This is a genomic window from Streptomyces sp. CC53 (assembly GCF_001865245.1).
Lineage (GTDB): Bacteria > Actinomycetota > Actinomycetes > Streptomycetales > Streptomycetaceae > Streptomyces.
In genome coordinates this window covers 1-13,065 of sequence record NZ_MKXB01000011.1, presented here as the reverse complement: position 1 = coordinate 13,065, position 13,065 = coordinate 1, and the positions used below count along the sequence as shown (strand labels likewise).

11 protein-coding genes and 1 pseudogene are annotated in these 13,065 nt (G+C 75.1%); 8 read left to right on the top strand and 4 right to left on the bottom strand.

Annotated elements, in window-relative coordinates; translation table 11 throughout:
- A pseudogene (locus BJP40_RS00910) lies at positions 1–230 on the top strand (septal ring lytic transglycosylase RlpA family protein); the annotation flags it as partial.
- A gap of 82 nt (positions 231–312) precedes the next feature.
- On the opposite strand, the gene BJP40_RS00905 reads toward BJP40_RS00910, so the two are convergent.
- Positions 313–1,245, bottom strand: coding sequence for a Gfo/Idh/MocA family protein (locus BJP40_RS00905; protein ID WP_226962689.1), 933 nt, complete (start codon positions 1,243–1,245; stop codon positions 313–315).
- A 261-nt stretch (positions 1,246–1,506) separates the two neighbouring features.
- On the opposite strand from BJP40_RS00905, the gene BJP40_RS00900 reads away from it, so the two are divergent.
- Together BJP40_RS00900 and glnII are read left to right on the top strand one after the other, a co-directional pair.
- Positions 1,507–1,707, top strand: a complete 201-nt coding sequence (locus tag BJP40_RS00900; protein WP_071277680.1) for a hypothetical protein — start codon at positions 1,507–1,509, stop codon at positions 1,705–1,707.
- A 90-nt stretch (positions 1,708–1,797) separates the two neighbouring features.
- Complete coding sequence (gene glnII / locus BJP40_RS00895) at positions 1,798–2,829, top strand: glutamine synthetase (protein ID WP_071277678.1); 1,032 nt, start codon at positions 1,798–1,800, stop codon at positions 2,827–2,829.
- An 87-nt stretch (positions 2,830–2,916) separates the two neighbouring features.
- On the opposite strand, the gene BJP40_RS00890 is transcribed toward glnII, so the two are convergent.
- On the bottom strand, positions 2,917–4,326 hold the full coding sequence (locus BJP40_RS00890) for a PepSY domain-containing protein (protein WP_071277677.1): 1,410 nt from the start codon (positions 4,324–4,326) through the stop codon (positions 2,917–2,919).
- 42 nt (positions 4,327–4,368) lie between these two features.
- Positions 4,369–5,001, bottom strand: coding sequence for a hypothetical protein (locus BJP40_RS00885; protein WP_071277675.1), 633 nt, complete (start codon positions 4,999–5,001; stop codon positions 4,369–4,371).
- A gap of 367 nt (positions 5,002–5,368) precedes the next feature.
- Here BJP40_RS00885 and BJP40_RS00880 point away from each other — a divergent pair, with 367 nt between their 5' ends.
- Together BJP40_RS00880 and BJP40_RS00875 are read left to right on the top strand one after the other, a co-directional pair.
- The gene (locus BJP40_RS00880) at positions 5,369–6,361 is read left to right on the top strand and encodes an NAD-dependent epimerase/dehydratase family protein (protein WP_071264905.1); all 993 of its coding nucleotides are present in this window, start codon (positions 5,369–5,371) and stop codon (positions 6,359–6,361) included.
- Between the two features lie 350 nt (positions 6,362–6,711).
- Complete coding sequence (locus BJP40_RS00875; RefSeq protein ID WP_071277673.1) at positions 6,712–8,160, top strand: DUF1996 domain-containing protein; 1,449 nt, start codon at positions 6,712–6,714, stop codon at positions 8,158–8,160.
- A gap of 76 nt (positions 8,161–8,236) precedes the next feature.
- Here the strand turns inward: BJP40_RS00875 and BJP40_RS00870 are convergent, their stop codons facing one another.
- Positions 8,237–8,650 carry a hypothetical protein gene (locus BJP40_RS00870; protein ID WP_071277671.1) on the bottom strand — a complete coding sequence of 138 codons (414 nt, stop codon included), beginning with the start codon at positions 8,648–8,650 and terminating at the stop codon, positions 8,237–8,239.
- A gap of 134 nt (positions 8,651–8,784) precedes the next feature.
- Here BJP40_RS00870 and BJP40_RS00865 point away from each other — a divergent pair, with 134 nt between their 5' ends.
- The 3 genes from BJP40_RS00865 to BJP40_RS00855 all read left to right on the top strand — a co-directional run bounded on the left by BJP40_RS00865 (position 8,785) and on the right by BJP40_RS00855 (position 12,820).
- Positions 8,785–10,776 (top strand): hypothetical protein, encoded by a 1,992-nt coding sequence (locus tag BJP40_RS00865; protein ID WP_107416664.1) that lies wholly within the window; start codon positions 8,785–8,787, stop codon positions 10,774–10,776.
- 89 nt (positions 10,777–10,865) lie between these two features.
- On the top strand, positions 10,866–11,768 hold the full coding sequence (locus BJP40_RS00860) for a metal-dependent hydrolase (protein ID WP_071277669.1): 903 nt from the start codon (positions 10,866–10,868) through the stop codon (positions 11,766–11,768).
- The gene (locus BJP40_RS00855) at positions 11,765–12,820 is read left to right on the top strand and encodes a PDR/VanB family oxidoreductase (RefSeq protein WP_071277682.1); all 1,056 of its coding nucleotides are present in this window, start codon (positions 11,765–11,767) and stop codon (positions 12,818–12,820) included. The genes BJP40_RS00860 and BJP40_RS00855 overlap by 4 nt, the downstream gene beginning before the upstream one ends.
- Positions 12,821–13,065: the final 245 nt, after the last annotated feature.

Sequence of the window (13,065 nt, the reverse complement as noted above, 5' to 3'; positions counted from 1 at the left end):
GGTCGACCGTCACGCTCTCCGGCGAGGGCGGCGCGCCCGCCGCGTCCAGCAACCAGTTCCCCGCCGGTACGCGCCTGAAGGTCACCAACCTCGACAACGGCAAGTCGACCACTGTGGAGGTCACGTCGGCGTCCGGCAGCTGTGTCCTGCTCAACGACGCCGCGTTCGAGCAGGTCCGCGAACCGGGCAAGTTCCTGATCCGGAAGGCGCGCATCGAACGGGTCGGATAGCCCGCCGGAGCCGGCCGGGCCCCGGCGTTCGGGCCCGGCCCCCAGCTCGGCCCGCAGCCCGGTCCGGGACCAGGCCCGGCGTTCAGGCCCGGCCGCCGAGCGGGCCGGCGGGCCCCGCCTGGACCTGGGCCTCCGCCTCCGCCAGGAGTTCCGTGAGGCGCTGCCCGAACCGGGCGTCGCACGCGTGCGGCACGCCCGTCCCGGCGGACTCCAGGAGCGCGTCCAGCGCCGCGCCGAACGCACCGGCCGCGTCCTCCCAGTACGGCATCACCGCACGCCCGCCGGCGCCGTGGAAGGTGATGCCCGCGTCCGCCGCCGCCACCGGGGCGCTCAGGCTCAGCGTCGCCGTGCTGTCCGCGCCGGAGGCGTGCCGCAGGAGCAGGTGACGGGTGTCGTCGGGGCCCGCCACCGCGCGCAGCTCCGTCACGTCGCCCAGCACCGGCAGCAGCACGGACAGCACGTGCGGGCCCACGTCCCACAGCGCTCCCTTCTCCCGCCGCCACGGCGACGCCGCGTACGCGCTGGTGGCCCCGGGTGAGAAGAGGGCGCCCAGCCAGTGGGCCCGCGCCAGGTACCAGCCGCCGGCAGCCGCCTGCTCGTCCACCCAGCGCGCCGTGGCCGCCGCGAACCGCAGGGTGCAGAAGACCACCGACGCGACGCCCGCCTTCTCCGCCGCCAGGGCCACGTCCCGCGCGGCGGCCGGGGTCGTCGCGACCGGCTTGTCCAGCAGCAGGTGGCAGCCCGCAGCCGCGGCCCGGACCGCCAGCGGCGCCTGCACGTCCGGCGGCAGGGCGCACGCCACGGCGTCGCTCGCCGCGAAGAGCGCGTCCACGTCGTCGTACGCGCGCGTGCCGTGCGCGCCCGCCAGCTCCGCCGCCGCCTCCGGCCGCCTGCCCCACACCCCGGCGAAGTCCGCGCCCGGGTGCGCGGCCAGCGCCGGTGCATGGGTGCGGGCCGCCCAGGGGCCGGTGCCGAGGAGGCCGATACGGGGCTTGCGGGTCATCGCGTGGGACATGCCCGCCAGTCTGCCCTGTGCCGGGCCGCTGTTCGAAAAGAGGTCGGAGCGGAGCCCGCGGCGGTGCTAGGTTGCCGTGGCCGGCCGCGGGACTCCGGCGCGACTTCCGGGACCTGCTCCGTAAAGCAACGCTTTCGCTGTTCGCGCCCCCATTCCCCGGCCGGCACCGCTCGACCGCACGACCAGGTATCCGGGGGGGGACCATGACGGGGGCCGAGGCGTCCGGCGTACCTGAAGACGTTCCGGCTGTCCGAGAACCAGGTGCGGCGCGGCTACCTGCTGCGGCGGCTGGCCGACTGCGACTGGCACATCGGGCGGACGGCGGAGGCGCTCGGCACGGACTACCGGGAGGTGGTGGCGCGGATCGAGCGGGCCGGTTTCGGGCCTCTGCTGGACGCGCACGTGGTCGCGCGGCGGGTGCGCGGCACCGCACAGGGGGGCCGGGAAGCCCGGGAAGGCTGAGTAACACGGGGTTCACACCCGGGCAACGGTCGGGAAATCCCCTGTTGCCAGGCTGCGCGGCATACCGCGCACCCGCAAAGGATGAGGCCCGTGAGCATCAAGGCTGAGTACATCTGGATCGACGGCACCGAGCCGACCGCCAAGCTCCGCTCGAAGACGAAGATACTGGCGGCCGCCGTCTCCGACGTCGCCGAGCTGCCGATCTGGGGCTTCGACGGGTCCAGCACGAACCAGGCCGAGGGCCACTCCTCCGACTGCGTGCTGAAGCCGGTGTACTCCTGCCCGGACCCGATCCGCGGCGGCGAGCACCTCCTCGTGCTGTGCGAGGTCCTGAACACGGACATGACGCCGCACTCCACCAACACGCGGGCGCAGCTGGTGGAGGTCGCGGAGAGGTACGCCGCGCAGGAGCCGGTCTTCGGCATCGAGCAGGAGTACACGTTCTTCAAGGGCCACCGCCCGCTCGGCTTCCCCGACGGCGGCTTCCCCGCCCCGCAGGGCGGCTACTACTGCGGTGTGGGCGCGGACGAGATCCACGGCCGCGACATCGTCGAGGCGCACCTGGACAACTGCCTGGCGGCGGGCCTGGGCATCTCCGGCATCAACGCCGAGGTCATGCCGGGCCAGTGGGAGTTCCAGGTCGGCCCGCTCGACCCGGTGACGGTGGCGGACCAGCTGTGGATCGCCCGGTGGCTGCTGTACCGCACGGCCGAGGACCACGAGGTGTCGGCGACGCTGCACCCGAAGCCGGTGAAGGGCGACTGGAACGGCGCGGGCGCGCACACGAACTTCTCCACGAAGGCGATGCGCGAGGGCTACGCCGCGATCATCACCGCGTGCGAGTCGCTCGGTGAGGGCTCCAAGCCGCTGGACCACGTGAAGAACTACGGTGCGGGCGTCGACGAGCGCCTGACCGGTCTGCACGAGACGGCCCCGTGGGACCAGTACAGCTACGGGGTGTCGGACCGCGGCGCGTCGGTCCGCATCCCGTGGCAGGTGGAGAAGGACGGGAAGGGCTACATCGAGGACCGCCGTCCGAACGCGAACGTCGACCCGTACGTGGTGACCCGCCTGATGGTGGACACCTGCTGCGAGGCGCTGGAGAAGGCCGGCCAGGTCTGATCCGCGCACGCGGGCACGACCTGCCAAGCGGAGGGGCGCCCCCGCCGGACTGTTCCGGCGGGGGCGCCCCTCGTCGTGGCGCGGGTGCTACGCGGTGCGGGCCCGGCGGCGCGCCAGCAAGGAGCGGGTCCCGTCGATCGCGAGGAACGCGAGCAGGCTCAGCCCGAGCAGCGGCACGAACCAGCCCACCAGGGCGACCACCGCCGCGAGCGGCAGCAGCAGGGTGACCGGCACCTTCCGCCAGGCGCCGGCCGGGACCGGCTTGCCGGGGCGGCGCAGCCACCACATGCGGTAGCCCCACACAACGAGCAGGACCACCGCGAGGGCGAGCAGGGCCAGCGCGAGCTGGTTGGGAAGGCCCAGGTAGGTGCCCATGTGCAAGGCGATGCCGACGCTGGTCAGCTTGGCGAGCAGGGGGTAGTCCGCGTACCGCACGGTGTCGAGGACGGTGCCGTCCGCCGGGTCGAGGGCGACCGCGTCCAGGTGGACCGGGTACGTCCGGTCCATCTCCTTGACGACGTACCCGGTGACGTCGGTGGGCGTGGCGACGGCGATCTGCCCGCTGACGCCCGCCTCGGCGGCCGCCCGGACGGCGCGGTCGATGCCGATGTCCTGTGCGGGTGCGGCCGGGGCCTCGGCGTGGCCGGAGCCGTGGCCGTCGTGGCCCTCGTGGCCGCCGCCCGCCGTCGCCGCGCTGTCCAGGGCGGCGGAGACGGCGGGGGTGACGCCGCCGAGCTGCTCGCGCAGGGCGCCGATGTTCTCACCCGCGTACGTGGACCAGGTCAGGCCGGTGGCGGAGAGGCCGAGCAGGCCGGCGGTGGCCCACAGGCCGACGGTGCCGTGCCAGGACAGGGTGCGGCGCCGGGAGCGCGGGCCGCCCTCCGGCAGGAAGAGGGCCCGCTTGGTGGCGCGCTTGCGGCCGAGCCACAGGGCGAGGCCGCCCAGCGCCACGACCCACATCCAGCTGGCGGCCAGCTCGCTGTAGACCCGGCCCGGTTCGCCGAGGTGCAGGTCGCGGTGGAGCTCCGACAGCCAGGTGCGCAGCGGCAGCGCGCCGGAGCTGCCGTAGGCGGGCAGGGCTCCGCGTATCTCCGCGGTGTACGGGTCGACGAAGACGGCGAGGTGCCGGCCTTCCTCGACGCCGGGCCCGGTCATGAGGACGCGGGTGGTGGTGCCCTCCTCGTGGGCGGGCCACACGGCTTTCACCGTGTTGTCGGGGTGGGCGCGCCGGGCGGCGTCCACCTGCTGGGCCAGCGGTACGGCGCGGTCCCCGACGGGCACCTCCAGTTCGTGCCGGTAGACGATCTTCTCGGCCTGGAAGGACAGGGCGTACAGCAGGCCGCTGGCGGCGGCGACGAGCAGGAAGGGGGCGATGAGGATGCCGGCGTAGAAGTGCATGCGGAGCACGAGGGGGCGCAGGGCGCTCCAGGTGCCGGGGCGTGCGGGTGCGGCGGGGGCGGCGGTGTCGTCCGCCGTCGGTGGTTGCTCGGTGAGCATGAGTGGTCCTCGATGGTCGATCGCAGGGTGGAAGCCCCCGGATCAGACGTGCGCTCCGGGGGGTGTGCTGGCGCGGGGTGCGGTGAGGACCGGTGGTCCGCGTCGGGTGGCGGAGCGGGCGAGGACGGTCCCGCGCAGCGGCTGGTCGGCGGCGCGGCGGCGGGGCCGCGGCGGGCGCGGCGCGGCCGGGAGGCGCACGGCGGTGAGCGGTGGCCGCAGCGGGGTGAAGACGGTGCGGGCGAGGCGGAACAGCGCGGCTTCGCCGCGGGCCAGCCACACGCCGCAGACGACGGCGGCGAGGAGGTGGGCGCCGAGCATGCCCGGGGTGGGCAGCAGCGCTTCGGCCAGGCCGGGGGCGGGGCCCGCAGGGGCGTGGTGCGCCCCGTGCGCGTGGGCGCCGGCGGTGTGGCCCGGCGGATGGAGCTGCGCGGCCGCGAAGGCGACGTGCAGCGCGCCCTGGAGGGCGAGCAGCCCTCCGGCGAGGAAGCACGCGCCGCGGCGCCGGCGGCCGGCCGCCCAGGCGAGCGGGGTGAGGAGGACGAATGCGAGCAGCAGCGCGGACGCGGGTACGTGGTGGTCCGACTGCGCTGCGTGACCGGTTCCGGACAGCACGACGCACACCGCCGCGAAGAGGGCGGCGCGCAGTACGCGCAGCGGGGAACGGAACCTGGTCATGGCCAGAACATGGTGCCACTCCCCTGCATACGGACGGCAGGCGCGTTCGTCTCACCGCACGGCTCGCATGGCTTGCACGGCTCGTGTGGCTTGCACGGCTCGTGTGACTCGTGTGGCTCGTATGGCTTGCACGGCTCGGACGGCTCATACGACCTGCACGTCCCGTACGGCTCGTACGGCTCGTACGGCGTGCACGGCTCGTAGGGCTCGCGCGTTGGCCGCGGGCCTCGCGGCACGTGCACCCCGTCGGGGACCGGACCCGTGCGCCCGGCACCGGGGGCGGTCGCGGAGCGTTCCTCTCAGAGCGGACGCGGGCCGTGTGCGGCACGGGTGCGCGACCGGTGGGCGAGGGGGCAGAGTCGGCGGTATGAGACTTCTCGTTCTGGGTGGTACGGAGTTCGTGGGCCGCGCCGTCGTGGAGGAGGCACTGGCCCGCGAGGCGGACGTGACGGTGTTCCACCGGGGCCGCCATGCTCCGCCGGAGGGCGTGGCGGCGCTGCACGGCGACCGGACGGAGGGCACCGCGGGGCTGGAGGCACTGCGCGGCGGCTCGTGGGACGTGGTCGTCGACACGTGGTCGTCGGCGCCGTCAGCGGTGCGGGACGCGGCCCGGCTGCTGGCGGGCCGGGCGGGGCGGTACGTGTACGTGTCGAGCCGCTCGGTGTACGCGTGGCCGGTGGCGGCCGGGTCGACGGAGGACGCGCCGCTGGTGGAGGCGTCGGAGGACGACTGGGACGACGTGCCGTACGCGCAGGCCAAGCGGGGCGGTGAACTCGCGGCGCTCGGGGCGTTCGGCGAGGCCCGCACGCTGCTGGTCAGGGCGGGGCTGGTGCTGGGGCCGTGGGAGAACATCGGGCGGCTGCCGTGGTGGCTGAACCGCGTGGCGCGCGGCGGCCCGGTCCTCGCGCCGGGCCCGCGTGACCTGCCGCTCCAGTACGTCGACGTGCGGGATGTGGCCGCCTGGGCGCTGGACGCCGCGGAGGCCGGGCTGTCCGGGCCGTACGACGTGGTGAGCCCGTCCGGCCACACGACGACGGGCGGGCTGCTCGACAGCTGCGTGCGGGCCACGGGGTCGGACGCGGAGCTGCGCTGGACGGAGCCGCAGCGGATCCTGGACGCCGGGGTCGAGCCGTGGACGGACCTGCCGGTCTGGCTGCCGCCGGGCGAGCTGCACGACGCCATGCACCGCGCGGACGTGTCGAAGGCGGTCGCGGCGGGCCTGCGATGCCGCCCGGTCGCCGAGACGGTGGAGGACACGTGGGAGTGGCTGCGGGCGGTGGGCGGCCGGGCGCCGCTGCGCGCCGACCGCGGCACGGTGGGCCTGAGCCCTGAGGTGGAGGCGAAGCTGCTGGCGGGATGACCCGTCGGGGCACTGCGGGGCTCCGCCGGTCCGGCACCGGTACGGCACGCCGGGCCCTGCGCCCCTTCCGTGCGCTCGGCCGCCGCCTTCCGCACCCGGCCCGTCGAGGTGCACCACCCGAAGCCACTCGACCGGCACCCGCCCGCCGCCTGCGCCGCCACCCGGGCTCCGACGCCCGCGCCCGTCGCGCGGGCGACGGGACGCGGGCGGACCGGGGCCCTCGCGGTGGCGCGGGGCGGTCCCCGCCGGCGGGGACGCCGCCCACGTCCCTTTGTTCCCACGGGCGTTGAACGCCCCACGCGTCGCATCCGTATGGAGAGGAGCTGTTCCCCCGCAGGGATTGGAGTTCCATGCGCCGTTCACGAAAACGCTCCACGCTGGCCAACCGCGCCATCGCGGCGTCCGCCGCCCTGGTATTGGGCGGGGGCGGACTGCTCGCGGCCAATGTCTACGCCTCCGCGGGAGAGGGGTGGTCAGGATGGTCCCGGGAGCAGCGGCCCCAGACGAAGGCGGCCACGTCGGTGAACCTGTCCACCATCGACTGCCCGGAGGTGGCGAACGGGCTGCCCGAGTCGATCCCCGACCAGGCGCGGGGGGAGGTGGACCTGGAGCTCGCCAGAATCGACAACCGGATCACCGACGCGTACCAGCGCCTGGCCCAGTCGCAGCAGCAGATGCGGGAGGATCCGCGGTTCGCGGACAACGTCATCCTCACCCCGCTGAAGGACGAGCGGCTGGCGAGCATCAAGCGGATCGCCACCGCGATCCAGCGCTCCGGGCAGCGCCCCGACGGGATGGAGTCGCTGGCCACCTGCACCCTGCGCACCGCCCCCGGCCAGGACCAGGGCGGAGACCAGGGCCAGGGCGGTGACCAGGGCCAGGGACAGGGACAAGGCCAGGGTCAGGCCGGCAACGGGCCGGTCGCCTCGGACTTCGTCGACATCCGCACGGTCGCCCCCAACGTCCGCGTGCCGCGCCAGCAGCGCGGCGCCTCCCGGGGCAGCTTCACCTCGAGCTGCGGCCGCAACGAGAACCGGAAGTTCAACTCGGACAACGTCATCGTGGCGCCCGGCGTCAGCAACGGCGCCCACCACATGCACGACTACGTGGGCAACCAGGCGAACGACGCGTTCGCCGACAACCGGACGCTGGCCCGGGGCCGTACGACCTGCCGGAACCAGGGGGACCGCTCCACGTACTACTGGCCGGTGCTCCGCGTGCAGAACGGCCAGGACGAGCAGGACGCCGACCAGGACGGCGGCGGCAAGGACCAGAACGTCGGGCAGATCCAGACCCCGGCGCAGGTGACGATGAACTTCGTCGGCAGCCCGGTGTCGCGGGTGACGGCCATGCCGCGTTTCCTGCGCATCATCACGGGCGACGCCAAGGCGTTCACCAACGGCGACGCGAACGCCAACGCCTCCTGGAGCTGCACCGGTTTCGAGAAACGGGTGCAGTTGAAGGACAAGTACCCGCTGTGCCCGCAGGGCAGCAAGGTGGTGCGCACCTTCAAGTTCCAGAGCTGCTGGGACGGCCGCAACGCCGACAGCGCCAACCACCGCACCCACGTGGCGTTCGCCGACGGGTCGGGGCGCTGCCCGCGCGGCTTCCGCGCCATTCCGCAGCTCGTCCAGCGGATCGTCTACGACGTGCCGCCGCAGGCGAACTTTGCGGTGGACTCGTTCCCCGAGCAGTTGCACAAGCCGATCACCGACCACGGGGACTTCATCAACGTCTTCGACAGCCGCCTGATGGCCCGGATGGTCGACTGCATCAACACCGGTCGGCGCTGCGCCTGACCTCCCCGGGGGCCCGCGCCCCCGGGCCCCCGTCCCCCTTCGATCCCCCACCCGCCCCCCACCTGCGCGGTCGGCTCTAGTGGTGACCCGAGTGCTGTTCCCCGGCCTCGACCTCACCGCCGAGCCGGCCGCGCAGCTTCGTGATCACGTCCGGCTCGGCGACGGCGACCCACTTGCGCCCCACGAGGTAGGAACCCCCGTAGTCCTTCGCGCTGTTGATCCACTCGCGCTGGCCGCGGTCGGTGGCGAAGGTGGCCAGGACGTACGTGCCGTACGCGGTGGTGCAGTTGGCCTGCCGGAGCTCGTCCGCGTCGGTCTGGACGCTGGGTTCGCACTCCGCGCGCTCCGCCAGCTCCTCCAGGGTGCCCTCGGCCACGGGCGGGGCGCCGCCGCTGTCGCCGTGCCCGGATCCGTGGCCGTCCTCCCCGGTGCAGCCGGTCAGGGCCGCTGCTCCCAGCGCCGCCGCGGACAGGGCGAGCACAACGTCCATCGGGAAACGGGAGGTTCGCATGGTACGCATGAGGCCATAGTGCCGTCTGGAACAGCCGTGCGGGCCGGAACGGGGAGATCCGCGGCGCCAACGACGCGAGGGCCGCGAGGTGACCATCACCATGATCGCTCGTTCTGCTGAACGTGAGCACCCAGGAAGCCCAGCACGCCCAGAGAGCCCCCGAGTCCCGCCCCGGCTCCGCCGCCTCCGTCGACGTCGAGCACGCCGAGGCCGCGCTCGTCGAGCACTATCCACGGCTGGTCCGCATCGCCTACCTGGTGCTGCCGCCGTCCCTCGGCCGCAACCGCCGGGTGCTGGCCGCGCACGCGCTGGTGCAGCGGTCGCTGCCCCGCCGGCGCGCAGCCGGGGACGCGGCGATGCCCGTGCAGCGGCGGCGCCCCGAGGACGCCGTCGACCCCGGCTACGCCTACGTACGGCTGCGGGTGCTGCGGCAGGCGCTGGACGGTGCCGCGCCGCTGCGGCGCACGGCGTGGCCGAAGCGGGCGCAGCTCCCGCCGCTGCTGCCGCAGGTGTGGGGCCTGCGGTTGTTCCCGCGCTCCGGGGGCGCCGACGAACTGGCCCTCGACCAGCGGCTGTCGGCGGTGTCGGCGGCCGGGCGGGCGGCGTACGTGCTGCGCGGCCTCGAACGGCAGGGCGACGCGGAGGTGCGGCGGGTGCTCGCCGCGGCGGGTGTGGCGGACCCGGCGGCGGCGCTCGCCGAGGCGGACGGCGTGGACGGCCAGGACGCGCCCGGCGGGGCGGCGCTGCTGGAGTCCCCGGAGTTCGACCCCTGCTCCCTGCAGGCCCGGCCGACGGACCTGATGCGGCGGCGCCAGCACACGCGGGCGGCGCTCGCCGCGGGCGCGGCGGTGGTGGTGTGCGGGGTGCTGCTGGCGCTGCCGGGCGACGGCTGGGGCCGGGACGGCGCGGCGGCGCCGCCGTACGCGCGGAACGCCGCGGCGGAGGCGGCACTGGACCCGGGCAAGGTGCTGCGGGTCGCCCCGGCGGCGTGGCAGCGGTCGTCGCGCACGGACTTCTCCGTGTGGCCGGCCCGGGGGAACCTGGTCCGGGACGAGGACCTGCTGCGGCGGGCGCTCGCGGTGTGGGCGCGGCCGGGGGCGAAGGTGCAGGCGTCCGCGACGCCCGGCACGATGCCCGGGCCGCCGGCGGGCCCGCCGCAACTGCTCTTCGCGGGCGACGTGGACGGCGCCCGGGTCGTGTTGTTCCATGACGGACTGCGGGCGGTGCGGTACGCGGAGCCGAAGGACGGCACGGACGTGGCGGCGCTCGACTTCGCGCGGACCGACGGGGCCGACACGGCGTCGTCCGCGGCGCTGGTGGTGAGCCGCACGCACGCGAACGTGCGTTACCTGACGGCGCCGTGGGTGCGCGACGTGCAGGTGCGGGACCTGCTGCAGGCGGGCGGGGAGGCCCGGCCGCTGGAGCGGGACGCCCACGGGGTGACGGCGCCGATGCAGAGCCCCGCCGCGGCCAGCAGCTGCACGTCCTGGGACGTGCTGGAGGTGCGGGACGGGATCGCCACCCGGGTGCTGACCGACCTGGGCGAGCTGGTGCCGGTCCGGTTGACGTCCGGCGCGCCGTCGGCTCCGGTCGACGTGTCGGGGGAGGCGGCGCGGGCGGAGTGGGCGCGCACGGCGTGCCTGCTGCCGTCCATGCGGGCGACGGGGGTGCGGTCGGTGAACTCGTGGCGGTTCGCCGAGCAGGACCTGCCCGGTGAGGGCACGGGCACGGCGTCGTGGCTGTGCACGCGCGCGGAGACCTGGCGGGGCACGGGCAGCAGGGCGCTCGCCCAGTTCCAGGCACCGGTCACCGCCGTGACGCCGGGCGCCCCGGCGACGCCGGGCGCGGTCGCGGCGAAGGCGGAGGACTCCCCGGCGTGCGGGGCGCGGGTGCCGCAGGTGCTGGCGGGCGTGCTGTGGAAGGGCCCGGGCGACCAGTGGTACGTCCTGGCGGCCGGCAGTCCCGACGTGGCGTCCGTGACGGTGTCGGGCGGGGTCGAGGGCCATGAGCGGGGCCGGCTGCTCGCGGTCGAGGCGGACAAGGGCGCCAAGGTGGAGCTGGACGGGAAGCTGGAGGACGGCACGGAGATCAGCGCGTTGAGGTGATCCCCCGGGGGCCCGGCCCGGTCGGGTCCCCGCGACTTTTCCCGTGCACGGCTCTGTCCCCCTGGCGTACCCGTCAGTACATTGACGCCATGTCTAATACGCGGCCGGTTGTGTGGCCTCCCGCAGGGCAGGCACCCCCCGAACGGATCGAACTGAAGGCGCGGAAGGTCTCCTTCGACTGGAAGGAGACCCCTCTCCACTGGGTCCCCGACGACCCGTTCACCACCCACACCATCAACGTCCTGCACCTGCTGCTGCCCGCGGGCGAGCGCTGGTTCATCCACGTGTACCGGCAGGTGCTGCCCTACATCCGGGACGACCGGCTGCGCGAGGACGTCATCGGGTTCATCGGGCAGGAGGCGGTGCACTCCCAGGCCCACGACGACGTCCTGCCGCGCCTGCGGGAGCTGGGCCTCGACCCGACGCCGTACACGGCGCAGGTCGACTGGTTCTTCGAGAAGCTGCTCGGCGACCGGACCCTGCCGCCGGGACGGCCGCGCCGGTGGTGGCTCATGGAGCGGGTCGCGCTGATCGCCGCCATCGAGCACTACACCGCGTTCCTCGGCGACTGGGTGCTCAACGCCGAGGAGCTGGACCGCAGGGGCGCCGACCCGGTGATGCTGGACCTGCTGCGCTGGCACGGCGCCGAGGAGGTGGAGCACCGGTCCGTGGCGTTCGACCTGTTCCAGCACCTCGACGGCGGCTACCGGCGGCGGGTGCGGACCTGGGGCGCGGCCTTCACCGCCCTGGTGTTCCTGTGGCAGCGCGGCGTGCGGTTCTTCATGGAGAACGACCCGACCCTGCTCGACGACAAGCCGACGTTCACCCGGTTCGTCCGCAAGGGCAGGGAGGGCGTCCTGCCGTCCACCCCGGCCATGCTGCGGTCCGTCCCCCGCTACCTGAGCCGCTCCTACCACCCGTCGCAGGAAGGCTGCACCGCCCAGGCGGTCGCCTACCTCGCCTCGTCCCCCGGCGCACGCGGAGGTGCCTGAGCATGCCCCGAGCCCGCACCGTCCTGCTCGCCGCCGGAGCCGCCGTGCTCGTCCGGCGGGCGCTGCGCCGCCGCGTCCGGCAGGCGCCCCTGTGGCCCCTGCCCGCCCTGGAGGAACCCGTGTCGGGGCAGGGCCGCCGCTCCTCCACCACCCCGCGCCGCGTCCTGGTCACCGAACGGACCGAGCCCGCCCGGGGGGTCGTACGGCTCCGGCTGGAGGGCGTCGGACTGCCGGCCTGGTCACCGGGCGCCCACGTCGACCTGGTGCTGCCCTCCGGGCTCGTACGGCAGTACTCGCTGTGCGGCGACCCGGCCGACACCGACGCGTACACCGTGGCCGCCCGCGTGCTGGAGGACGGCCGCGGCGGGTCCCTGGAGGTGCGCGACCAGCTCCACGAGGGCACCGAGGTGGAGATCCGGGGGCCGCGCAACCGTTTCCCCCTGGTCGACGCGGAGGCGTACGTGTTCGTCGCCGGCGGCATCGGCGTCACCCCCGTGCTGCCGATGGTGCGGGCCGCGCACGCGGCGGGCGCCGACTGGCGGCTGCTGTACTGCGGGCGCGACCGGGCGTCCATGCCGTTCCTCGGCGAACTGGAGGCGGTGGGCGCCGGCGGCCGCACGACGGTCGTCGCGGAGGACACCGACGGGCGCCCCGACCTGTCCTTCCTCGCGGACCTGCCGGACACCGCGGAGGTGTACTGCTGCGGTCCCGACGGACTGATGGAGGCGGTCACCCGGGCACTGGGCCGCGCACCGCGCCTGGAGCGGTTCACCGCGACCGTACAGGAGGGCGGGGCGTTCCGGGTGGAGCTGCGCCGCACCGGCACCACCGTGGACGTGGCGGCCGGCCAGTCGGTGCTGGCGGCGGTGCGCGCCGAGGTGCCCCACGTGTCGTACTCGTGCGAGCAGGGCTTCTGCGGGACGTGCCAGCAGCGGGTGCTGGAGGGCGAGGTCGACCACCGGGACGAGCTGCTCACCGACGACGAGCGGCACGACTCGATGCTGATCTGCGTGTCCCGCTGCCGGGGCGGGCGGCTGGTGCTGGACCTCTAGGGCCGTCCCCGCGCCGGCGTCGCGCAGCGGGGTCGTCGGGTCGGGCGGCGGTGGACGGCACGCCGGCGGTCGGCGCCGCGGCGGCCCGGCAGCGGTGGGCGGCCGGCCTTCCGTACGTCCGTCCGGCCCGGGCGGACGGGCCCGGCGGGCGGAGCTCCGCGGCCGGGGCCGACCGGGCCCGGCGGGCGGGCGAGTGCCGACGGCACGGCGGGGCGCCGGCCGCTCGGCAGCCCGGCCTCAGCGGG

Excerpts from the sequence above, each read along its gene's own strand:
- BJP40_RS00905 (WP_226962689.1), bottom strand. The coding sequence starts at position 1,245 with ATGTCCCACGCGATGACCCGCAAGCCCCGTATCGGCCTCCTCGGCACC.
- BJP40_RS00890 (WP_071277677.1), bottom strand. The coding sequence starts at position 4,326 with ATGCTCACCGAGCAACCACCGACGGCGGACGACACCGCCGCCCCCGCC.
- BJP40_RS00885 (WP_071277675.1), bottom strand. The coding sequence starts at position 5,001 with ATGACCAGGTTCCGTTCCCCGCTGCGCGTACTGCGCGCCGCCCTCTTC.
- BJP40_RS00880 (WP_071264905.1), top strand. The coding sequence starts at position 5,369 with ATGAGACTTCTCGTTCTGGGTGGTACGGAGTTCGTGGGCCGCGCCGTC.
- BJP40_RS00875 (WP_071277673.1), top strand. The coding sequence starts at position 6,712 with ATGCGCCGTTCACGAAAACGCTCCACGCTGGCCAACCGCGCCATCGCG.
- BJP40_RS00870 (WP_071277671.1), bottom strand. The coding sequence starts at position 8,650 with ATGGACGTTGTGCTCGCCCTGTCCGCGGCGGCGCTGGGAGCAGCGGCC.
- BJP40_RS00860 (WP_071277669.1), top strand. The coding sequence starts at position 10,866 with ATGTCTAATACGCGGCCGGTTGTGTGGCCTCCCGCAGGGCAGGCACCC.